This window comes from Roseobacter fucihabitans, from assembly GCF_014337925.2.
Lineage (GTDB): Bacteria > Pseudomonadota > Alphaproteobacteria > Rhodobacterales > Rhodobacteraceae > Roseobacter > Roseobacter fucihabitans.
This window is the reverse complement of sequence record NZ_CP143423.1, coordinates 1088451-1111010: the sequence shown is the minus strand read 5'-3', so window position 1 is coordinate 1111010 and position 22560 is coordinate 1088451. Positions and strand designations below refer to the sequence as shown.

Below are 22560 nucleotides of genomic sequence, written 5' to 3'. Positions count from 1 at the left end.
GGATCACGTCCGACGTTTGTTACGTCATTGCATACGCGCGGTGATTCGCCGCGCTCGGGAGTCCTGAAAAAGCGACACCGAATAGAGGCAGAGCGCCAACCAAATGATCGGAAACGCAATCCGGCGCGCCTCGCCAAACGGCTCTTGAAACACAAAGACAGCAACCAGGAAGATCATGGTTGGCGCAATATATTGCAACATTCCGATAGTCGAAAGACGCAGGAGTTTCGCCCCGTTTGCATAAAGCATCAGAGGGACCGCTGTCACCACGCCACATCCAAGCAGCAACCAGGTGTCCTGGGGCGTCCCCGCAAGAAAGTGGCTCTCACCCAAAAACGCCTGATAGATCACATAGCCCGCAGCAGGCGGGGCCAGCAGCAAAACTTCGAGCAGAAATCCCTGATTGGGGCCAATCGCCAAAGATTTTTTGAAATAGGCGTAAAATCCCCATGAGACCGTCAGCGCAACAGCCACCAGAGGCAGTTCGCCGTTTTCAACAGTCAGGAACCCCACGGCTGCCGTGGCCAATGCAATCGCGCACCATTTCATGCGGTTGAGCTTTTCACCCAGCAACACGGCGCCCAGCAGAACGCTGAAAATTGGATTGATGTAATACCCCAACGCCGCATCAAGCGCATGTCCGGACATGATGGCCCAGATGTAAATCGCCCAATTCACCGAGATCAGCGTCGCCGTCACCCCCGCCATCGCCAAGGTCCGGGGAGAGCGCAACGCGGCGCGCAATTCAGCTGTCCGTCTCAATAAAAGCAACACGATAGCGGCAATGGGCAAGGACCATAAAACACGATGCGCAAGAACCTCAAGCGGTGCAAGATGCGACATCGCCTTCATGTAAATGGGCAAAAATCCCCAAAGCACATAAGCCGATATCGCAAATCCAAACCCGCGTGGGTGATCCGTATCATTCACCTTTGCAGATGCCTTTTATGACCCTTGATAGAGGCCCTGTCGTGGTGATCGGCGATCATCAGGACATGCCCACCGCGCAATTTGCACGCAGCGGGCAGCAAGTCCAGAGGTTTGATCAGGCGGTCAGGATCGGATGCAGTACAACGCGCGAATTCATCGGCACGCGGTCGTAAAGTTCGATCATCTGATCGTTGACCAGCCGCGCACAGCCGTTTGAGACACGACGGCCGATGGTCTTGGGCTCATTGGTGCCATGCACGCGCAGGAACGTATCCCCGCGTCCAGGCTGGAACAGATACAAGCCGCGCGAGCCAAGCGGGTTATTCAACCCGCCGGGCAGGCCGTCCTTATACTTCGCATAGCTTTCAGGATCGCGTTCAATCATTTCGGGCGTCGGCGTCCAACTGGGCCATTCTTTCTTGGCCCCGACATAAAACTCGCCTGCCTCGTAAAGCGCCGTGCGACCAATACCGACCGAGTAACGGATCGCTTTCTTTTTCGGCAAGGTCCAGTAGAGAGCATATTGTCCGGGATCGACGTGGATCTCAAAGGGCGCAAAATCATTCTTGATCCGCACTTCACGCGGCAAAAACTCTTCCGGCATGTTGTAATCAGGCAGCTGCGCCGGAACGGCGGCCCCCGCGGCCCCTGCCCCGATCATGATTGCAGCCGAACCCGTACCAATTATAAATTCACGACGTCTCATCGCACTTCCCCCAAAACTTCGCGGCCACCCCGGCGCGCTTCACTCAAATGTAACCCATCTCAATCTGGGTTTTGCCAAAAAACGGTTTCACTGGCGTTAATATCGTCAGTTTAGCACGCTATATTGAAATTCAAACTTACTGATTGGTAAAATTATCGTTGGGCGGACCCGCTGTGCAGCCTTGGGTTGCGCACGCGCCCGAAAAAGGCAAAGCAATGGCATCGACGGTGCCCAACATCGACTTAAAATCCGTTTTGAAATACTCAAAGCCGCAGCAGCAAAAAGAAGGCATGGCTACGAGGCAATTCGCATTAGTTCGTAAAGGAGCATGAACCGCGCGCCCGGACCGAACACAGATGTCACGACAGAAAACAGTCACGCACAGAAGTGCCCATGATTTACGCAAAGGTCTGTTTTCATTCCAACCTTTTGAAGAAAATTACTTTACCACCGATACATCCCCGCATTTTCGGCAAATCCCCGACGTGCGCAACACCCCAAGCGGGCCGAACATGTCAATGAATGCCGCCTGAGGGGCTGTCCATACAGATACCTCCCGCCGCGCGACGCCAACAGGGATGATATAAGGTAAAACTAGCGAGCTAAAATTTACCGCACTCACCGCTGCCGCCCTGAGGGGCCGCGCCTCACTGGCCTGTGCCGAAAGCGGCGATCTCATAAAGGTCGGGGGCTGCATTGGCTCTGAGGCCGCATGGCAATTTCCGAAACCACGCTCAAAGCCACGATTCTGATCTCAAAACAAAATACTGCGGGCGATGACCTGGGATGCCAGATCGAAGCCGTCGTGGTGAATCCGGTCTCTGACTGGTCGCTGTTTGCCGAAAAAACGCGCGAATTGCTGACCGTGCGGGAGGTCGGAGTGATCTTTGGCAACTGGACCAGCGTGAGCCGCAAATCCGTCTTGCCCTTGATCAACGAAGTTAACAAAGTTCCAAGAACGCCTGCTAAACAGGAACAGGAGCCCCAACCAACCAACAGACGATCTCAGCCATCAATTCAGCACTTGCAGAGATCGGTGTCGAGATATTCCCCTTTTGGCCACGGAATACGCTTAACTGCGCACCACAAACAACGGTATCGCAGCGAATTGCCTTTTCCTCAACTGCACGCCTTTTGGCCATTCTGACTGGGCCACAATCGTCGCGGATATGATCGTTTTGGGCGAGAAAGGAAGACCTTTTACGGGCTGGACACATCCAATCTGGTCGGGCTTCTGGCGGCATGGAATGGCTTCCAATCCGCTGAAACTGAAACGGAAACAAAAGCAGAATTCAACGCCGCCTGAAAGGATTTCGCAAACGCGCGAACGCGCGACACATGACCCGATGCAATCGCATTGCATTGATTTTAACGAGGCACCGGCGGAGTGTTTGATTATCCCGTAAGGAAACCGTCATGAGCGCACTGCCGGAGGTCGACGGTGTCACCGTCAGCTTCAACGGGTTCCGCGCGATCAGTAGCCTGTCCATCCAATTCGCCGAGGCCGAATGAAGCGCCATCATCGGACCCAATGGGACGGGTAAGACGACGGTGATGGAAATCGATATCGACAAGACCAAACCGGACCCGGAGAACGTGATCTGGGGCGAGCGTGACATCTCCTTTCCGGGCATGTCCGAAAGCGAAATTGCGATGGAAGGCATCGGGCGCAAATTCCAGAAGCCAACCGTTTGCAAGACGCAGATGGTTCGTGAAAGCCTCGCCGTGGCGCTCAAGACCCCGCGCGGCCGCTTCGCTGTGTTGATGTATAATAGCAGCGCACAGAACGCGGCGCAGATTGAAGAAAATGCGGAAGAATTCGGCCTGACCGACAGCCTCACGTGCATCGCGGAGGAGCTCAGCCGCGGGAATAACCGTTGTGGAGCGGGAGAACACCACCGACATTCCGAAGAAAGCCACCAAACCAGCGCGGTTGTTGTCGTGGAGTACAAAATGGAACGCGTGCGCCGCCGCGCGTGCAAGGTCACCTTGCCGCATGAGGTGGTGGTGCTGGCCGAAGGCAGCCTTGATCACGTGACCTCCAAACAGAAGGTGATTGATGTCTATCGCGGACGGGGCCATGCCTAGAGTCGATAATCTTGATCTGCATTACGGCCAAAACCTGCTTCTCTATGATATCTCGTTGGAGGTCGGGCGGGGCCAAATCATCGCGCTGATGGGCAAGGCTGGCGTCGGCAAACCCAGCCTTCTCAAGGTCATCTTCGGGCGGCAACCTGGCAACAGTGGCAAGATTGCAATGGGGATTCAATCATAGGGTAATATCCCCGCTGTGATCATCGGTATCGCCTATGTGCCACAAGGGTGCGAAGCCTTTCCAAGGATGAGCGCGCTGGAGAATTTGCAAATAGGATTTGCGCATTTGCAAAGAGCAGAACATGCCATCCCGGACTCAGTCCTTGACCTCTTTCCGGTGCTGCGCGATATGCATTGGCGACGAGAGGGGGCGACCTGTCGACCGGTCAACAAAAACAGCTTGCAATAGTCCACACGCTGATCATGAAACCCAAAGTGCTGCTGCTGGATGAACGGCGCAGACTCTCTCATCAAAACACTTTTGCAAATGGCCTCCATAAGCTCTTTGCAAATTTCAGGATATCATAAAGGCACTTTGCGGCGGCGCTGGATACGAATCCCGAAATGACTATATGCTCTGCGTGTTCGAGGGGGACCTCTTGTACGACGGCTGGGTATTTCCGCATGAAACGCGATATTTCAGGCGCGCTTTTCGCCTCACGCCGGGCTTTTGGGCCACCTTTGCAAATTTGCATAATGCCCGCAAATTGGGCTCGGGCAACCTTCATGTTCTGGGGTCACGCGACGCATCATCTGCGTCAAAAATCCCCGCTTAAGGGCGATATCACTTGTATCAGCCAGGCCGCCCAGGACAGCACCGCAGCCATACGCGCAGCACGCGCCAACAGCGGATAAATCACGACACCGGTACAACTGGCAAATACGGCACGGGACCCAAGCCAAACCTGCACCGCGCGCCTTGACACGCCCGCCCCCCGTGACATTGATGCCGCAGCAAAACACCTCATCCCCCAAGATGCCGCCCTGACGACCGGGGTCGGCACTTTTTGGCGATCTGTGCCAGATCCCTAAACAGATCGCCACCAAAACAGGGGGCCGCGTGATGGTGGACACGCTCATACCGCGCATCTCCAAGGCAGCTTGGGCTGATTTTGTTGAAAAACTCCTGTTGATTTGAGGGCCTGTGGTGATTCAATCTGTTTATTGAACGGGGAGATTTGGTGATGATGGGGCCCAAGCAGGAAGCGCAAGCGGCGCTGTTTTACGAGTTCTCGCTTGAGGATCATATTCCGCAAGATCACCTGCTGCGGTCCATTGATCGGTTCGTAGATCTGAACAGCGTTTGCGCGCATCTGGCTGATTTCTACAGCCACACTGGCCGCCCGTCCATCGACGCAGAACTGCTGGTCCGTGGGCTACTGCTGTGGTATTCGGTCCGAACAACAGCTGTGCGAAGAGGTGTATCTGAACCTGGCATACAGATGGTTTTGTCGCCTGGATTTGGCGGACCGCATCCCCGATCATTCTACCGTTTCAAAGAACCGCCCCTCTCGGCAGATTGCTTTGCAATCGCCTGCCGGGCAATGCACGGGCGTTTCCGTGAGAGTGAACTGCTGCGCCATGTTTTTGAGACGACGGTTGTGCGCTGTATGAAAGAAGGGTGGGTTGGCGGTCAGGGCTTTGCCATGGATGCTAGCTTAATTTCTGTGGATGTTCAGAAACAGAACTCCAGCAATCCCGACGACTGGGCGGCCCAAGATGCTGATTCTCAAGATGCGCCGCGCGCGGTGCGTGAGTATCTCAGCACTCTTGATGATGAGGCCTTTGGCAGAGCAAGTGAGGTCACGCCCAAATTTATCGCTCATGCTGACCCAGCCAGTCAATGGACTGCTGCCCGCAAAGGCCCAGCATTCTTTGCATATTCTGACAATTACCTCATCGACACTGATCATGCGATCATTGTGGATGTGGATGCCATACGAGCAATCCTACAGGCGGAAGTGGGCGCAATACGCAAGGTGATTGATCGCACCAAAGACCGCTTCGGCATCACGCCAGATTGGGTGGCCGCGGATACGGCGTACGGGTCTTCTGACAATCTTGTTTGGCTGACGCTAAAGCGGCAAAGCCTCCCCTTCATCCCGGTCTTTCACTGCCCGGCAGGGCATTGCGCAGTAATGTCCCGAGAGGGGACAATTCAAAACGCAAGGACGGCACATGGTCACGGGCTGATTTCACATGGGACGAAGACAATGACCGCTACATCTGTCCTGAGGGTAAAGAACTCCGCCACACTCTACGGAACCATTCCGATCCTGCGTGGCGCGCGGCCAAACTGGACGTCGCCAATACCGCAGCCTCAAACTCGAGTGTCAGGTCTGCCCTTCAAAAGCCAAGTGCTGCCCCAATACCCCCACATGCAGCATCAGCCCCGAGAAATACGAAATCGTCAGAGACTTCGCCCGGCAATGCACTTCATCCGAGTTCAACACGGCAGCCCAGAAACGTCGAAAGAAGGTCGAGATGTTGTTTGCACATCTCAAACGCATCTTCGGCCTGGGCAGGTTCCGATTACGAGGACCATGTGGTGTCCAAGACGAATTTACACTCGCCGCCAACGCCCAAAATCTCCGCAAATTGGCAAAGCTCAAGCCGTTGGTGCCCGCCACAGGATAACAGGGTGGGCGAGCATCGGACATCCATTATAAATCAATGCAGTAGCCCGTTCCAACGCTCCGAAACCAACAACTTTTTTAACAGAATCGGCCAATTCTGTTGAAAAACTCTTGCTTGATCGGGTGCCTATTCGCTGATTCAATTTTCCTTAGCAACGGGGGTGATTTCGATGCTGGGACCAAAGCAAGAAGCACAAGGCCTGATAGAAAAAGCGCTCGCGCCCTGTTCAGGACGCGAATTTCTGCGCCAGCAACACGTTGTTTTTCCACAGAATCAGCCAATGCGGGCTTTCTCCGCTTCGCAGCATCCAAGCGGATCAGCCCGAGCAAAGTCGACACGAACGGCCCATAACTGCCGTTTACTTTTCGTAAACAATGCTGTGTTGCGGCCCCCTTTATGAGACATTTGTTGCGAGCACCAATCTGAGACGGACGGACTTGCTCAACTTTTGATATAACAACTATCGCGGTGTGTTGTGCAAAAGGGCGCTGCGCCGATAGGTTTTTACTATACTCAGAGTTGTAAGCGTGCTTATCTACGCAACGCCAACAAACGAATTTTAATCAAGGCAATTTCGATGGAGGTTGCTAGAATTGGCATAAAGAATTTCAGACGTCTCAAGGTCTAGGCGTTCCGCAAGTTAACGACCGGCGGTTACGGGTCGTTTCTTCCCTAAGCCCACAAGATGCGCTTAAAGGCAATACAGAGCTATTCTACAATGACCCAGACAGCGACCACTCGCTTGCCGAAGCATACAACGGACTCGGCTTCAAAAACCTAGTCTTTAGGACTGTCCAAATTGACCACTACAACAGGCAACGGCTTGCAACTGCAGAGAACCGGCCGCTTTGTAATGTGATCTTTGTAGAAGAACCGGAAGTACATTTACATGTTCAAGCACAACAAACGTTTATCAGGAAAATATGGGGATTGCTCAACGCCGCGTCTCCAGAAGGCGTGAAGTCACCACAACTTGCGATCACGACCGACTCGTCGTAGGCGTTGTACTGACCCCACCTTCCTGATGGCTACCTGATCTGCGGTTCCGTTTCCATGTGTAGACTTGGAATAGAGACGGAGTTGGTAGGACATATAGAGCACCATATGAAGGACATTAGCCGGATGGAGGTCATGGTTGGCCCTTCCGGGAAACGGAACTGGTCAGATGCTTTCAAAGGGCGTGTTGTGGCAGAGACGCTGGTACCCGGTGTTACGGTCGATGAAGTGGCCCGGCGGCATAATCTGCGGCCCAATCACCTTTCATCATGGCGACGGCTGGCGAAGGACGGCGCACCGCTTACGCTGGATTTGGCGGGTGCAGCATTTGCGCCGGTGGTGCTGGAACCGAAGATGACACTTTCGGAATCGACGCTAGATCATGCTGTTGAGATCATTCATGGTGCCGTCACCATCCGTTTGGATGCAGCAACTCAGCCTGACCGGATTGCCGAGATTGCCCGCGCGCTGTCCGCAACCCCATGATACTAATATCAAATCGTGTGCGGATCATGGTGGCGACCAAACCTGTGGACTTCCGCAAGGGGCATGAGGGGTTATCGCCCTGAACCGCAAGAATGCGCTCTTTGCGGGTCACGATGCAGGGGCCGCAAACTGGGGCGTCATTGCCTCCCTGATCGAGACCTGTAAGCTCAACGACGTCGATCCGTATGCCTATCTGACCGACACGCTCTCAGCGATCGTCAACGGACATAAACAATCCGATATCGACGCACTGCTGCCATGGAACTACAACGGGTCATGTCGGAAGGGGAGCAGCCGTGAGCATCATCGAAATCAAGGTCGCGCTTGAGTATATCGAGCCCGCCGTCACCCGCACACTGCAGGTGCCCACTGACATCCGCCTCGACCGCCTGCACCTGACGCTGCAGGCCGCCATGGGCTGGACCAGCTCCCATCTTTATATGTTCGAGGCAGAGGGCGCGACCTAGGGGCTGCCCGATCCGGACTTTGGTGGCGATGATCTGCCTGCCAACAAAACCACATTGACCGAGGTGCTCGAGGACAGCGGCGCGCGCAGCATTCGCTATATCTATGACTTCAGTGACAGCTGGGAACACAGGCTGCAAATCGGGGCGTTCACCGACGCCAAACCGGGCGATCTGTATCCCCGCCTGACTGACATCTCAGGTCGATGCCCGCCAGAAGATGTGGGCGGCTTCCCCGGATACGAAGAGTTCCTCGAGGCGATGGCTGACCCCAAACACCCCGAGCACGCAAATCTCACAGAATGGTACGGCGGCGTGTTCGACCCAGACACGCCCCAAGAAGACGAACTGCGCTTCCAAGCGCTCAAGCTGGCAAAACGCTGGAAGCCCAAAAAGACGATCAACTGGTCAACGTGGGGACAAAGCACCGCTTACGACTCGTCTCACATTCTTGACACTGTGGATTTCGCGAAAGTTCGGTATTTCCGGCGTTGCTCTGAAGAGGCTTCCCCAGATGACGAACCAGCGAAGCTAGACCTTACGACTATTCATAGCCTCAGGGACTTTTCGCCGGAGGAAACCGACGATGAAGGCAATGCGGTTGACCCGACTGAGGTCATCACCTTCCTACAAAAGTATCTAAAGTTAACCCACTGCGATCTGTTCTTCGCGGATGCCGTCATTCTTGTAGAGGGCTCCGTCAAGAGGCTGTTTGGACCTGTCGCGGTTTCGTGCCGCCTGTCCAAGCCAGGTTGAGGACGTTCACGGATCAGGTCACGTTTAACTTTCGAGATGGCCCAAATGACATTAACGACGGCATTCAACCAGGCGTCGTACCGGCGATGCACCCCTTCAGCTGCCTTTGACCGACCGCTCCTCCTCGATACTCAACAGATACGTATCCATGATCCAGCCGTGGCGGCTTCTGGCCCTATGCCGTTTTTCCAGGATCCGCGCGCCGACATCACGCACAAGACCGTGATCGAGTATCTCTTCGGCCATCCCCAGGTAAGCCCCCCACCAGATTGTGAGGTCTTCCATACCAACCGCCTGAAAACTCGCCTCGGCGTCCAGCATGACAACCACGCGCCGCGCGCCTTCTGGCCAGCCGTGATCGCGCAACTGTCGGCCCGTCGTGATCAGAACCGGCGCGTTGAGGCCATTGAGCGGAATGGCATGGGCCGCCGTCAGCGCCTGAATGGCCGTGATCCCCGGCACGACGCGCATGGCGGGTTTCGGCTCAAGACGCTCCGCGATGCGCAACGTGCTGTCATAAAGCGATGGATCGCCCCAAACCAGAAGCGCGACAGGCCCCGCCGCGTGCCGCGTGCTGGCCGCACCCTGCCAACGCCGCGCAATTTCATCATGCCAGCGCGCCACCCGTTCAAGGTATGGCAAAGCCGGGTCGCGCACCGGGTATTCAAACGCGATGACTTCTGCCTGTGATCCGCTGGCGGCAATGATGCGGTGGCGGATCTCGGCCAGATCATCCTTGCCCGCGCCCTTATGCGGCACCAGAATAACCGCAGCCTCGCGCAGCGCCGCCATGCCTTGTCCGGTGACATGATCCGGTGCGCCGGTGCCAATGCCAACAAGCCAGAGCGTATCAATCACAGGCAAAACCTCACAAAAAATCCCGGACCCCGCGAGGGACCCAGGATTATTTTTTTTCAATGGCTTACGCGGCGTTGTAAAGGCGCTGCGTGAAGAGGCCCTTGAGCTTGCCCGACCGGATCGCCTTGGCACCGGCAAGCGCACCCAGATCAGCAATCGGTTCGATCAGCAGGACCAGCATGTAAGCGGCACCGAAGGTTGCGACCGACTGGAAGGCATCGACGCTGACGCCCTGGCCATAAAACACCCAGAAAGCGACCCAGGCAACGACACCACCCTGATAGAGCGCGGAGAGTTTCAGCACATCCGAATAGGCCAGATCAACATAGGCCTTGTCCTCAGGGATGAAGCGGCTGGCCACAGCGTGCATCGCAAAGAGCGGCACCAGCAAGGTGGTCACATTGACGAAGAACATCGGCATGTCGCTGGGCGCAAAGAAGGTCCCCTGCACCAACAGACCAAGCGCCAGACCCAAAGCAGCCGGAGCGGCCCCCATCAACAGGAACAGCGTGGTCCCGAGAATGAAGTGCACCTCAGACACGCCAACCGGGAAATGCGGCAGGATTTCGAAGAAAATGAATGTACCGATGGTCGCGATCGCCGTGCGCAGCGCAAATGAACCCATGTTGCTCTTGGCGAGATCATCCCACGCCAGTTTGGCGGTATAACCTGCGGCACCCGCGGCAGTGGTATAGGCCAATGCCATTTTGGCCCCGTCTACGATCCCTGGTTCGATGTGCATGTGTGTTCCTTTCTGAGCTGCCCCTCCGGCAGCGAATGATCCGCGATATCGCGGGCTATGATTTGGTACGGCAGGTCTCCTGACTTGCGGGTCGCAGCGCGCGGGTCCTTCCCAGCCGTATGGCCAGTGGTCTTACCGTTGCGCTCGCCGCTTACAGTTGCGGGGGCAGTCCGGGGCTCACACCCGGTTCCCTTTTCAGCCACAGAATATGGCACCGTGTCTTATTGTTATCTCTGTTCGGCCCGCGCGAACAAGAAAAAAACGACTCTCAACTTTGCGCAAACGGCCCATAGAGGATCAAAGCCGGTTTTTCACCGATTTCCTGTTCCAGTGTTCTGGCCAGTTCGGCGATCGTACTGCGCGTCAGGGTTTGATCAGGGCTGCTGACGGCTTCGGCCAGAATCGCGGGCGTATCCTGGGGCAGGCCCTTGGCGATAAGCGCGCGCGCCAGACCCGGAAACGTGCGCTTGCCCATGAACACGACCGTGGAGGCGAAAGGGTCCGCCAAAGCGTCAAGATTAAGGTCCTGCGGCAATGCGCCGGTCACGTCATGACCGGTCACAAATTGCACGCGCCGCGCGGTCATGCGCCGCGTCAGCGGAATGCCCACCGCCGCCGCCGCCGCAAAGGCCGAAGGGACACCGGGGATGATCTCATAAGGGATGCCGGCCTCCTTGAGCGCGACCAGCTCCTCTTCCAGCCGGCCAAACAGCCCGGAATCACCTGACTTAAGGCGCACAACCCTTTGATCCAATTGTGCATATTCAACCAGCAACCGGCTGACGTGACGCTGGTTTGGCGAAGGCCGCCCGGCGCGTTTACCGACCCCGACGAGGTCCGCACCGCTGCGCGCATGCGCCAGGATGGGACCCGAAGAAAGGTCATCAAAAAGCACCGCATCCGCGCGTTTCAGACGATCCACGGCCTTGAGGGTCAGCAGTTCAGGATCCCCCGGCCCGGAGCCGACAAAGCTGACAAAGCCACTCATGCGCCCTCTTCCGCCGTGATCAGATGGAAGAACGTCCCCGTCACATTGCCCCGGTAGGACCCGGTTTCCGGCACCGCATTGCCATCGGCATCCGCGACCTTTGCCAAGGGTGCGTCGGGCTGTTCGAGAATGGTGGAGTAGTGGAACTCATGACCCCGCAGCGCCGCACCGACGCCATATCCGGGCAGCGGGGCATCCGGCAGGGCGCGACGATAGCCAAGGTGGAATTTGCGCTTTTCATAGCTGGTGACGAGGCCAAGCAGCCCGGCCATCCGGTGGGCCACGCCCTCCTTGTCGATCAGCGTTTGACCCAGCGCCATGTAGCCCCCACATTCGCCGTGCACGGGTTTCGTTTTGGCATGTTTCTTAAGCGATGACAGGAAGTTACCCGCCGCAGCTAATGTACCACCGTGTAATTCGGGATACCCACCCGGCAGCCAGACGAGATCAGCCGACGCGTCCGGGGCCTCATTGGCCAGCGGCGAGAACGGCAGGATTTCAGCCCCCGCCGCGCGCCAGCCCGCCAGCACATGCGGATAGGTAAAGGAAAACGCCGCATCCCGCGCCAGGGCAATACGCTGTGCCGGGGGAGTGGGCAGCTTTGCGGTGGCATGATCCGGAATGGACCCGCGGGTCGCGGCGCGGATCGCGTCGATATCCACATGCTCGCGCAAGAACTTGGCATATCCGGCAATCGCCGCCTCCAGATCGGGGTGTTCGACCGCTTGAATAAGGCCCAAATGTCGCTCCGGCAGGGTCAGATCACCGCGCCGTGGCAACACGCCCAGCACCTTCATGCCCGCCTTATCCATACCCAGACGCGCCAGCCGTTCATGGCGCGGCGAGGCACAGCGGTTCAGGATCACCCCGGCAAAGGGCACATCCGGGTTATAGGCGCGAAACCCCATGGCGGTGGCGGCGGCCGATTGCGCCTGACCGCTGACATCGACCACCAGAACCACCGGCCACCCCATGCGCTGTGCGGTTTCGGCACTGCTGCCAAAGCCGCTTTGTCCGCGCGTGGCGACCCCGTCATACAGGCCCATCGAACCTTCGGCGACGCAGATCTGTGCACCCACCGCCTGTTGCGATATCCCGGCCAGCAAATCAGGCCCCATCGCCCATGTATCCAGATTAAACGACGCACGCCCGCTGGCCGCATGATGAAAGGCCGGGTCAATGTAATCAGGCCCGGATTTAAACGCCTGCACATGCAGCCCGTCATCTGCCAAAGCGCGTAAAAGCCCCAGCATCACAGTGGTTTTCCCCGTCCCCGAGGAGGGTGCGGATATCATGATCCCCGGCATATCAGTCATCGTTGTGGCTCCAGCTTGCCCAGGGGCTTTCAGCGCTTTGTGGGCGGTATCGGCGGTCATAATCGGCAGCGTAAAGGCAGCTTTCGTCAAACCCTTCGCCCGCCAGCGCCGGGCCGACCAGGATCAAGGCCGTGCGGGTGATGCCCGCGTCCAAACGACCCGCGATGTCGCCCAGGGTGGCGCGAATGATGCGTTCATCCGGCCAGCTGGCGCGGTAAACCACAGCCACCGGGCAGTCCGGACCATAGGCAGGCGAGAGCTCGGCCACGACGCCGTTGATATTTTGGATAGACAGGTGGATCGCCAGCGTGGCCCCGGTGGCGGCAAAATTCACCAGCGTTTCACCCGGTGGCATGGAGGAGGCGCGCCCCTGTGTCCGCGTCAACACAACCGATTGCGCCAGCCCCGGCAGCGTCAATTCCGCCCCAAGCGTAGCGGCGGCGGCGGCAAAAGACGGCACACCCGGCGTCACCGAAACCGGAATTCCCAAGGCGCGCAGGCGGCGCATTTGTTCGCCCATGGCCGACCAGACCGACAGATCACCAGAGTGCAGCCGCGCGATATCCTTGCCCGCACCATGGGCCAATCGGATCGCCTCGATGATGTCATCAAGCGCCATTGCGGCGGTATTAACGATTTCCGCACCCTCCGGGCAATGCGCGAGGATCGCTTCGGGCACCAGCGAGCCCGCATAAAGGCACACAGGACAAGCGGCGATCAGATCGCGCCCGCGCAGGGTCAAGAGGTCCGGCGCGCCGGGGCCTGCGCCGATGAAATGGACGGTCATGATGTTTCCCCTTTGGCAAGCGCGCAGGTGGCCAGCCGGTCTGCGGAAATATGGCGCTCAGTTATCAGACGCGCGCCCTGCCCCGCTCCGGCCAGTGCCGCGGCCTCCGCAACCGAGCCGATACCGCGTTCCTTTAGCGTTACCTGCGACTGTGTGAGCGTGTTTTGACGCGCCAGAACATCCGGCGGGATTGCTTTGATCGGCACGCCGATTTCCTCCGCGAACAGGCGAAAAGCCTCTGCGGTGGCTTTATCCTCGGGCGCTGCCAGATAGTCGGGCTCGACTGCCACGCAGGCGCGCTCGAAAGCGTTCTGCAGGCTGGCAACACTTGCGCTTTTGCGAAATCCGAAACCCGCGACGATCATAGGGTCACACTCCATTGCACGATGGGATAGCTGGCTTTCCAGCCGCGCGCCGCTCCCAGAGGGTGCGACCGCGAAACCGCGACCCGCATCAGATCCCCGCCAAGCCGGCCATGCGCGCCTGACAACACGGCTTCGCTTTCCAGCGTCACCGCATTGGCCACCAGCCGCGTGCCGGAGGCGAGGTTTTCCTCAATCCAGTGCAGTAGATCATCGCACAACCCTCCGCCAATGAACACCACATCGGGCCGATCCAGTCCGGCCAAGGCATCAGGTGCAATCCCTGTCACCACGCGCAAATGATCCACCCCCAGACGCGCGGCGTTCTCGGCAATCCGCGCGGCGCGCTCCGGGCGCGGCTCGACTGTGCTCGCGCGCAGGCTGGGATGGCACAGCAACCATTCAATCCCGATAGACCCCGACCCGCCGCCGATGTCCCAGAGGTGTTCGAAGGGCACCGGGGCCAGCGCGGAAAGCGTCATGGCGCGGATCGGGCGTTTGGTGATCTGCCCATCACTTTCGAACCAATCATCGGCCTGCCCGCGCGCGCACGACATCGCCCGCCCCGGCCCGGCGATATCACAGGCGACACAGACGGGATGCTGGTAGTCCAGATCGGGCAATTCCTGCGCGGGCGTTTGGGTGATCCGTTGGCGCGGCCCGCCTAGGGCTTCGAAAATGGTAAGTGTTGTTTCAGCGTAGCCCTGCGCATCGAGGTATGTCGCCAGATCACGCACGCCCCCCCCTTCGCGCAGCAGGACGATCACCCGCACCCCCGGTGCCAGATCGGGGCGCAAGCGGGCAAGCGGGGCCGCATGCAGCCCGATGCACCGGGTATTTTCCAGCGACCAGCCCAAATGGTTCGCCACCCGCGCAAAGGTAGATGGCACCGGAAAGCTCTGCCATTCACCTGGCGCGAAATGACGCGCCAGCGTGGCCCCGGCCCCGTACCAGAACGGATCGCCCGAGACCAAAACCGCCACGCGCCGCCCGCGCAGACCCATCAATTGCGCGATGCCGTCGGCAAAAGGCACCGGCCAGGTGAGGGTTTCACAGGCAAGCCCCTCCAGCAGGCCAATGTGGCGCGCCGGACCCATCACGATTTCCGCCGCCTCCAGCGCGGAACGGCTTGCACAGCTCAACCCTTTGAGGCCATCTTCGCCCAAACCGATGATGCTCAACCAAGGGGTCTCAGACATGGCACCAAACCTGCTTGTGCTTGGCGGCACCACCGAAGCCACGGCGCTTTGTCGCGCGCTGGCTGAAACCGGCCTGAACGGCACAATATCCTTTGCCGGACGGGTGGCCCGCCCGGTGCGCCAACCCCTGCCCCAGCGTGTCGGCGGGTTTGGCGGCGTGGCGGGGCTCTGTGCCTATCTGCGCGCGCAAAACATCACCCATGTGGTGGATGCCACGCATCCCTTTGCCGCCCAGATGAGCCGCAACGCCGTGGCCGCCTGCGCGCAGACGGGCGTGCCGCTGGTCGCGTTGAGCCGTGCGCCCTGGATGGCGGAGGCTGGCGATCACTGGAGCCAGGTTGCGGATATGGACGGTGCGGTGGCAGCCCTCGACCGGCCCGCTGAACGCGTCATGCTGGCCATTGGCCGGATGCATCTGGCCGAATTCGCGCCCCATCCGCAACATTTCTACCTGCTGCGCCTTGTTGATCCGCCCGAGATCGCACCGCCCCTGCCCGACACACATGTCGTGGTGGATCGTGGCCCGTTCAGCATGCAGAGCGATCTGGCCCTGATGCGCGACCACCGCATCTCGCTGGTGGTGTCCAAGAATTCGGGCGGGACTGGAGCCTATGCCAAGCTTCTGGCGGCGCGCGCGGTTGGGGTGCCGGTGATCATGATCGACCGCCCCACTCTGCCGGAACGGTGCGAGGTCCATTCGGTACAGGCGGTTCTGGACTGGATCGCTCATGCCCCCAGCGACCTTGGCGTATAGACAATCGGCGCGCCGTCGCGTTCAATCAACCGCGTGGTGGAGGAGCCGACGATCACCATGGTGCGCATATCCGCCATCTCCGGGCGCGCCTGAGGCAGCGGTACAACGCGGATGTGCTGCTCCGGCGTGGAGACCGCGCGCGCGAAAATCACCGGGCGGCTGTCGCCGCAGGCGTCGTTCAGGATGTCGAGTGTCTTGACGAAGCCCTCAGGGCGCGATTTAGAGCGGGGATTGTAAAACGCCATGGCGAAATCGGCCTCCGCCGCCAGACGCAGGCGCTTTTCGATGACCGCCCAGGGTTTGAGATTGTCACTGAGGTTGATCGCGCAGAAATCATGGCCCAAAGGCGCGCCCACCGCCGCCGCCGCCGCCAGCATCGCCGTGATACCGGGGGCCACGCGAATGTCGAGATCGCGCCATAGCGCAGGCCCCGCCTCCACCGCCTCGAAAACTGCCGCCGCCATGGCAAAGACACCGGGGTCGCCCGAGGACACCACCACGACGCGCGCACCGTTCGCGGCCATCTCCAGCGCATGCCGGGAGCGGTCAATTTCCACGCGATTATCGCTGGCGTGGAGCGTAAGCCCCGCGCGCGTCGGGATCCGCGCCACATAGGGGATATAGCCGACCACATCCGTGGCCAGGTCAAGCGCTGCCTGGACTTCAGGCGTGACCAGATGTTCTGCCCCCGGCCCCAGGCCCGCGATGACCAGCGATCCGCTCATGGGCGTCGACCCTGCCCATGCACCACGATGATCGAGAAATAGGGCGTGATCTTGTCACCGGCATCAGCAAGCTTCTGCACCGTCTGGTTGGGCATACTGGCGAATTCGATCAGCCATGCGGCGTCAAATTTTCCGGCCTGTTTCAGCGCGGATTTGACCTTTTCGATGTGGCGTCCGATTTTCATCACCACGATGGCGTCGCTGCTTGACATCTGCGTGGCAAGCGTCTCTTCGGGCAAGGTCCCCATCATCACCGTCAGGATGTCATCGCCCCATGTGACCGGATGACCCGTCGCCGTCCAGGCCCCCGACATGCCGGTGATCGCGGGCACGACTTCAACCGGGACATGATCGCGCAGGCGTGTGTAGATATGCATGAAAGAGCCGAAAAAGAACGGATCGCCCTCACAGAGGACCACCACATCCTCCCCGCTCTCGATCAAGGCCCGCAGATGCGCCACGCAGTCGGTGTAAAACGCCGAAAGCGCCGCGTTATAGCCCGGATCACTGACCGGGATTTCGGTTGTTACCGGGTATTCCATCGGAAATTCAATGGCATCCGCGTGCAACATGCCATTCACAATCCGGCGCGCCTGCCCCGAGCGTCCTGCCTTGCGGAAAAACGCAACGTGACGCGCGGCGCGCAGCAACCGGTCCGCGCGCACGCTCATCAGGTCGGGATCCCCCGGCCCCAGCCCGAGCCCGTAAAGCGTACCGGGCTTCATTCTGCGCGGCTCGCGACGGCGTTGATGGCCGCAACCGTGATCGCGCTGCCGCCCAGGCGGCCCTGTACGATGCAGCAAGGTACGGGTTGATCGGCCCAAAGCGCGTCCTTGCTCTCGACCGCGCCCACGAAACCCACCGGGCATCCGATGATCGCGGCGGGGCGGGGGCAGTCTGGGTCCTGCAACATATTGAGCAGGTGAAACAGCGCCGTGGGTGCATTCCCGATGGCCACCAGCGCGCCCGCCAGATGGGGTCGCCACAGCTCCAGCGCCGCCGCCGAGCGGGTGTTTTGCATCTCGGCGGCCATGGCGCGCACGTCGTCATGGTGCAGCGTACAGATCACCTCATTGTGCGCGGACAAACGGGTGCGCGTCACACCTTCGCTCACCATGCGCGCATCGCATAGGATCGGCGCGCCCGCCTCCAACGCGCCGCGCGCGCTGACCGCAAAGCCGGGCGAAAACCGGATGTGTTGTTCAAGACCCACCAGCCCGGCGGCGTGGATCATGCGCACGGCGATTTGTTCCTCATCCGCCGCAAAAGCGGCAAGATCGGCCTCCGCGCGGATCATCGCAAAGGATTGTTTGTAAATCGCCGCGCCATTCGTTTCGTAGGTATAGGTCATTTTCGGCCTGTCAGTTCCGCCATAAGGCTATCGGGCAACAGCCCTGATTTTTCAGGGGCATCCCATGCATGACCGTTCCGGACAAGATCAAAACGCCCCTGATTACCGACAAAGGTGATATCGGCGCAGGATTTGCGCGCGCATCCCTTCGCGCATCCCGAAACGTGAAGGCTCCCCGTGCAACAGGCGGCCAGACGGCGCGCCAGATCGCGGGTACTTACCGTAGCGCTGGCGCAATGAGGCGCACCGGGACAGGCATCGACATGCAACAGCGGATCATCGGCGCAGGTGATGAAATCACGCGTTTCTGGCACTGAAACGCCTTCCAGCAGAAACAACCGCCAGGGCGTGACGCGCAAGGCCCGTGCGCCGGTTTCTTGCATCAGCCGCGACACAGCCGCAGCGTCCAGCTGTCCGAAGGCGGCCCCGAGCATCACGCCCAACGGATGCGGCCCCGGCACCACGGGCGGCGCGGCCTGTACCTCTGCGCCCGGCGCATCGTCCCCTGATACGAATGCCGCCATCCTGCGCTGCTCCGGGCGACGTTGCCGCGCGAACTCCTGCGCCATGTGGTGTATCGCCGCCACGGCTGTGCCCCGCGTCATGGGATGCCCATATGCGGCACCGTCTGCGCGCAGGATCAGGCCATCCGCGCCGCGTTCAATGCGGATATCCCCCGAAGCACCGCCCAATACCGGCACCTCACCGGCATCAATGACGAAGCCGAATTTCGCAGGCAATTCCGGCAGGTCACAGAGCGACCCAGTTAGGGCATTATAGAGGAAATGGCTGTCATCCCCTGCCCTCCAGAATGGCGTCAGGATAATGTTGCGCCGGGTTTCCAGCGTGGGGGTGTGATCCAATAGATCCAAATCACCCAAACCCGCCAGAAGATCATCCAGCCCATTCGGCTGCACGCCCCGGATCTGGATGTTTGCGCGGTTCGTCAGGTCCAGAAAACCGTTGCCATGCACCTGCGCCAAGGCACAAAGCCCCAGCACCTGCGCCGCCTCTAGACGGGCGAAAAACGGGCGTATCCGCATGATCAGCCCATCGCCCGACATCATGGGCCGGTAGGCGCCTGGGCACCATCCCTTGATTGTGGGCTGGGCGGTCATTGCGCGGCCTCAAGTGTGGCGAGGATGGAATTGCGCCGCGTTTCCCAAAGCCCGGCGGCATGCAATTCACCGAAACGTTGCACCATAGCCTCGCGTGCTTCGGGATTGGCGTCCTGCAGGAATTGATCGGTTTCCGCCTCGCCCAGTGTTTCATCATAGAAAAGGTCAAACAGATGCGGTGCGACCGCCCCGGCCAGATGCGCAAAGGCCGCCATGTGATCCAGCGTCGCGGCAATCTCGGCGGCACCGCGAAACCCATGGGCGCGCATGCCCGCGATCCAGGCAGGATTGGCCGCACGGGCCTGCACTACGCGGGCGATTTCCTCTGGCAGGGCGCGTGCACGGGGGCGGTTTGGGTCGGTATTGTCCAGATGATAAAGCGACGCCTGCCCGCCGGTGATCGCCTGTGCTGCGGCAAATCCGGCCTCATGGGCGGCATAATCCGCCGCCAGCAGCAGATCGGTTTCGGGCAAATCCTGTGCGTGCACGAATGTATCGGCCTGCGCCACACGGTTTCGGATACCGGCTTCGTCCCGTGCAACATTGTCACCGTCCAGAGCCCAGGCGCTGGCCTTGAGCCAGGCCTCTCCCGCCGCACGGCGCCCTTCCGGGGTGAAGGTCTGCGCCGCATCACCCAGACCAACGCCAAAGCTGCCCGGTGCCGGGCCGTAGACGCGCGCCAGATCCGCCCCCCCCGCATAGGGGTTCCAATCGGGGGCCTCATCACGCGCCGCCAGCGCCCGCACGGCCTGCGCAAAAAACGCCGAGAGCGTCGGGAACACATCCCGGAAAAGTCCCGAGACCCGCAGCGTCACATCAATGCGCGGGCGCTCCAGCTCGGTGATCGGCAATACTTCAATGCCGGAAACACGTTCTGATCCCTTGTCCCACAGCGGCCGCACGCCCAGAAGGTGCAGCGCCATGGCAAAATCCTCGCCCGCCGTGCGCATCGTCGCCGAGCCCCAGAGGTCCACGATCAACCCGCGCGGGTAATCGCCTGCGTCTTGCAGATGGCGGCGCACCAGTTCATCCGCCAGCCTGACGCCCTGCGCATAGGCCGCCCGCGTCGGAACGCTCCGCGGATCGGTGGTAAACAGGTTGCGCCCCGTCGGCAGCACATCCGTGCGCCCGCGATAGGGCGAGCCGGAAGGGCCCGGCGCAATGCGCCGCCCGGCCAGCGCATCCAGCAGCGATTGTTGTTCGGCCCTAGCCGAAGAGGTAGTGTCAAAGGCCCCCGGCGTGTCGCGCACCCGGCCCCAGATGTGCAGACCCTCGCCAAACTGGCTTTCCTTGATGTCACAAACAAAGCGGTCAATGCGCGTGATCGCCTCCGCACTACACGCCGCGCGCGCCAGTCCAAGGTCCTCCTCCACGCCGAGCGCCTGCGCTTCTGCGCGGATGTCCTCCTGCAAGCGGTCGCGGCGCCGGGGATCCAACCCATCGGCATTGGAAAACTCATCGAGCAGCGACTCAAGCCGCACCAGCCGATCCGGCGTCCCGCTTTCGCGCAGCGGTGGCGGGATATGGCCCAGCGTGATCGCCCCGATGCGCCGCTTGGCCTGCGCCGCCTCACCGGGGTCATTCACGACGAAGGGGTATATGACCGGCAAAGCCCCGGTCAGCGCTTCGGGCCAGCAGGTATCGGAAAGGGCCACGGATTTACCCGGCAGCCATTCCAGCGTGCCATGCGCGCCGATATGCACCAACGCATCCAAGCAACCCTGTAACCAGAGATAAAATGCCACATAGGCGTGGCGCGGCACCCGCGACAGGTCGTGATAGTCATCCCCGCGATGCTTGGGCGTGCCGCGTTCGGGTTGCAGCGCGATCAGCACCTTGCCGCATGCCAGCGCCGCGAAATGGAACGCGCCTTCTTCAAAATCGGGATCGTTTTCGGGCGCACCCCACGCCGCGCAAAGATCATCCCGCAAGGCGGCCGGAAGCTTGAACAATGCCGTTTTGTACTCCTCAACGGACCAGGAGGTCGCACGCGCCAACAACCGTTGCGGCAAATCCGCGCCCAGCGCTTGCGTGTCATATCCCGCCGCTTGCAGGTCTTGCAGGATCGCTTGCGCCGAGGCTGGAGCATCAAGGCCGACCGCATGGCCCATGTTCCAATCTTTGCCCGGATATGTGGAAAGCACCAGCGCCACACGGCGGGCATGGGCGGGTTTTTGCGCCAGCGTCAGCCAGCCATGGACGCGATCCGCGACGGCCTGAACCCGGTCAGGCATGGGACGATGCGCAAAACGCGCATATTCCAGATCAACGTCGCGCACACCCGGCTCCTTGAAGGAAACCACTCCGCCCATGATCCGCCCGTCGACTTCGGGCAAAACCACATGCATGGCCAGATCAGACGGGGACAGCCCGCGTTCCGCCTGTCCCCAGGCCTTGCGGGTCGAGGTGGCCAATGCAACCTGAAACACCGGGACGTTGCCTGCGTCCAGCGGCGATGTGCCGTCTTTGCCTTTGCCGCTGAAAGCCGTGGCATTCACGATGGCCGCCGGGGCCAGAAACGCAATCTGCCGCTGTAACCAGCCGGCGGCCTCCGGAGCCTTCAGCGAGGGCGCAAAGAGGCCGATCACATCATACCCGCGCGACCGAAATGCCTCGAAAAGCGCTGTGATCGGGGCCAGATCTGCGGCCACCAGATAGGAACGGTAAAACATGATAACAATGCGCGGCCGCAGCTGCGCCGTTTGCGCCAGAACCGGGCAGCTTACCCCCTGCTCCGGCGTCCAGGCCCCGACGCTGGGCAAGGCCTTTGATCCGGTAACGGGTCCCGCGTAGAGCCCCGCCGCCAGCGAAAGCTGCGCCAATGCCGCCTGCGCCGCAATCGCACCCCCGGTATCGCACAGATGCGAAAGACGGCGCAGCGTTGACACCGGCAGCGTCGAATATTCATCAAGCCGCGTATCCACCCGCCCATCCGCGGGCAGCACCGCCAAGGCGATCCCGTTGACCTGTGCCAAAGCGCGGACCTGCTGCAATCCATAAGCCCAATAAGGCACACCCCCGATCAGCCGGATCAAAATGCCCTTGGCCCCTGCCAATGTCTGTTCAACATAGGTATCCACCGACAGGGGATGTTTGAGCGCCACCAGATTGGCGAGCCGTAGGGTGGGCCTTTGGGCCACCGCTCCGCCACCGCGTCGCCAGCCTTCCGCAAAGGCCCCAAGGTCGCTGTCTGAAAACGACAACACCACCAGATCGGCAGGGCTTTGCCCCAGATCCATCGGTGTCTCTGTCTCCTCCAACCCGTGGCTTTCGCGGAAAACGACGTGCATG

At 60.1% G+C, this 22560-nt stretch carries 18 protein-coding genes, 6 pseudogenes and 1 riboswitch; of the genes and pseudogenes, 10 read left to right on the top strand and 14 right to left on the bottom strand.

Features of this window, described 5'->3' with window-relative positions; translation table 11 throughout:
• Window positions 1-24: 24 nt before the first annotated feature.
• On the bottom strand, window positions 25-930 hold the full coding sequence (gene rarD / locus ROLI_RS05605; protein WP_187431276.1) for an EamA family transporter RarD: 906 nt from the start codon (window positions 928-930) through the stop codon (window positions 25-27).
• 115 nt (window positions 931-1045) lie between these two features.
• Entirely contained in the window at window positions 1046-1636 is a 591-nt protein-coding gene (locus tag ROLI_RS05600; RefSeq protein WP_187431277.1) for a L,D-transpeptidase, read from the bottom strand.
• A 650-nt stretch (window positions 1637-2286) separates the two neighbouring features.
• Between ROLI_RS05600 and ROLI_RS23935 the strand changes: the two are divergent.
• From ROLI_RS23935 to ROLI_RS05565, 9 genes and pseudogenes are all read left to right on the top strand, one after another.
• Window positions 2287-3009, top strand: a pseudogene (locus ROLI_RS23935) (transporter substrate-binding protein); the annotation flags it as partial.
• A gap of 43 nt (window positions 3010-3052) precedes the next feature.
• A pseudogene (locus ROLI_RS05590) lies at window positions 3053-3724 on the top strand (ATP-binding cassette domain-containing protein).
• Window positions 3717-3911: an ATP-binding cassette domain-containing protein gene (locus tag ROLI_RS05585; protein ID WP_187431278.1), complete on the top strand. Its 195-nt coding sequence runs from the start codon at window positions 3717-3719 to the stop codon at window positions 3909-3911. The pseudogene ROLI_RS05590 and the gene ROLI_RS05585 overlap by 8 nt, the downstream one beginning before the upstream one ends.
• A gap of 173 nt (window positions 3912-4084) precedes the next feature.
• Window positions 4085-4258 carry an ATP-binding cassette domain-containing protein gene (locus ROLI_RS23790; RefSeq protein ID WP_187431279.1) on the top strand — a complete coding sequence of 58 codons (174 nt, stop codon included), beginning with the start codon at window positions 4085-4087 and terminating at the stop codon, window positions 4256-4258.
• Between the two features lie 656 nt (window positions 4259-4914).
• Window positions 4915-6367 (top strand): annotated as a pseudogene (locus tag ROLI_RS05580) (IS1182 family transposase).
• A 705-nt stretch (window positions 6368-7072) separates the two neighbouring features.
• A pseudogene (locus tag ROLI_RS23785) lies at window positions 7073-7366 on the top strand (AAA family ATPase); the annotation flags it as partial.
• A gap of 105 nt (window positions 7367-7471) precedes the next feature.
• Entirely contained in the window at window positions 7472-7849 is a 378-nt protein-coding gene (tnpA, locus tag ROLI_RS05575) for an IS66-like element accessory protein TnpA (RefSeq protein WP_187431280.1), read from the top strand.
• A gap of 73 nt (window positions 7850-7922) precedes the next feature.
• Window positions 7923-8177: pseudogene (locus tag ROLI_RS05570) on the top strand (transposase domain-containing protein); the annotation flags it as partial.
• A pseudogene (locus tag ROLI_RS05565) lies at window positions 8146-9069 on the top strand (IS1096 element passenger TnpR family protein). The pseudogenes ROLI_RS05570 and ROLI_RS05565, both read left to right, overlap by 32 nt.
• Window positions 9070-9165: 96 nt before the next feature.
• On the opposite strand, the gene cobF reads toward ROLI_RS05565, so the two are convergent.
• The 7 genes from cobF to cbiE all read right to left on the bottom strand — a co-directional run bounded on the left by cobF (window position 9166) and on the right by cbiE (window position 15321).
• The gene (gene cobF / locus ROLI_RS05560) at window positions 9166-9927 is read right to left on the bottom strand and encodes a precorrin-6A synthase (deacetylating) (RefSeq protein ID WP_187431281.1); all 762 of its coding nucleotides are present in this window, start codon (window positions 9925-9927) and stop codon (window positions 9166-9168) included.
• Between the two features lie 64 nt (window positions 9928-9991).
• Window positions 9992-10669 carry an energy-coupling factor ABC transporter permease gene (locus tag ROLI_RS05555; RefSeq protein ID WP_187431282.1) on the bottom strand — a complete coding sequence of 226 codons (678 nt, stop codon included), beginning with the start codon at window positions 10667-10669 and terminating at the stop codon, window positions 9992-9994.
• Window positions 10670-10720: 51 nt separating this feature from the next.
• Window positions 10721-10903: riboswitch (cobalamin riboswitch) on the bottom strand.
• 34 nt (window positions 10904-10937) lie between these two features.
• Complete coding sequence (cobA, locus tag ROLI_RS05550) at window positions 10938-11657, bottom strand: uroporphyrinogen-III C-methyltransferase (protein ID WP_187431283.1); 720 nt, start codon at window positions 11655-11657, stop codon at window positions 10938-10940.
• A complete protein-coding gene (locus ROLI_RS05545) occupies window positions 11654-12973 on the bottom strand; it encodes a cobyrinate a,c-diamide synthase (RefSeq protein ID WP_187431284.1) in 1320 nt (439 codons plus the stop codon). The genes cobA and ROLI_RS05545 overlap by 4 nt, the downstream gene beginning before the upstream one ends.
• On the bottom strand, window positions 12966-13760 hold the full coding sequence (gene cobM / locus ROLI_RS05540) for a precorrin-4 C(11)-methyltransferase (RefSeq protein WP_187431285.1): 795 nt from the start codon (window positions 13758-13760) through the stop codon (window positions 12966-12968). Before cobM ends, ROLI_RS05545 begins: the two co-directional genes overlap by 8 nt.
• Window positions 13757-14125 (bottom strand): cobalamin biosynthesis protein, encoded by a 369-nt coding sequence (locus tag ROLI_RS05535; RefSeq protein WP_187431286.1) that lies wholly within the window; start codon window positions 14123-14125, stop codon window positions 13757-13759. The genes cobM and ROLI_RS05535 overlap by 4 nt, the downstream gene beginning before the upstream one ends.
• The gene (gene cbiE / locus ROLI_RS05530) at window positions 14122-15321 is read right to left on the bottom strand and encodes a precorrin-6y C5,15-methyltransferase (decarboxylating) subunit CbiE (protein WP_187431287.1); all 1200 of its coding nucleotides are present in this window, start codon (window positions 15319-15321) and stop codon (window positions 14122-14124) included. The genes ROLI_RS05535 and cbiE overlap by 4 nt, the downstream gene beginning before the upstream one ends.
• Between cbiE and ROLI_RS05525 the strand changes: the two genes are divergently transcribed.
• The gene (locus tag ROLI_RS05525; RefSeq protein ID WP_187431288.1) at window positions 15320-16075 is read left to right on the top strand and encodes a cobalt-precorrin-6A reductase; all 756 of its coding nucleotides are present in this window, start codon (window positions 15320-15322) and stop codon (window positions 16073-16075) included. The genes cbiE and ROLI_RS05525 overlap by 2 nt on opposite strands.
• Here ROLI_RS05525 and cobJ read toward each other — a convergent pair.
• Genes cobJ through cobN form a run of 5 tightly spaced genes read right to left on the bottom strand, consistent with a single transcriptional unit; the run spans window position 16048 to window position 22559 of the window.
• Window positions 16048-16800 carry a precorrin-3B C(17)-methyltransferase gene (gene cobJ, locus ROLI_RS05520; RefSeq protein WP_187431289.1) on the bottom strand — a complete coding sequence of 251 codons (753 nt, stop codon included), beginning with the start codon at window positions 16798-16800 and terminating at the stop codon, window positions 16048-16050. The genes ROLI_RS05525 and cobJ overlap by 28 nt on opposite strands.
• Window positions 16797-17525, bottom strand: a complete 729-nt coding sequence (cobI, locus tag ROLI_RS05515; RefSeq protein WP_187431290.1) for a precorrin-2 C(20)-methyltransferase — start codon at window positions 17523-17525, stop codon at window positions 16797-16799. The genes cobJ and cobI overlap by 4 nt, the downstream gene beginning before the upstream one ends.
• On the bottom strand, window positions 17522-18151 hold the full coding sequence (locus ROLI_RS05510; RefSeq protein ID WP_187431291.1) for a precorrin-8X methylmutase: 630 nt from the start codon (window positions 18149-18151) through the stop codon (window positions 17522-17524). The genes cobI and ROLI_RS05510 overlap by 4 nt, the downstream gene beginning before the upstream one ends.
• The gene (locus tag ROLI_RS05505) at window positions 18148-19269 is read right to left on the bottom strand and encodes a cobalamin biosynthesis protein CobG (protein WP_187431292.1); all 1122 of its coding nucleotides are present in this window, start codon (window positions 19267-19269) and stop codon (window positions 18148-18150) included. Before ROLI_RS05505 ends, ROLI_RS05510 begins: the two co-directional genes overlap by 4 nt.
• On the bottom strand, window positions 19266-22559 hold the full coding sequence (cobN, locus tag ROLI_RS05500; protein ID WP_187431293.1) for a cobaltochelatase subunit CobN: 3294 nt from the start codon (window positions 22557-22559) through the stop codon (window positions 19266-19268). Before cobN ends, ROLI_RS05505 begins: the two co-directional genes overlap by 4 nt.
• Between the last annotated feature and the right edge of the window lies 1 nt (window position 22560).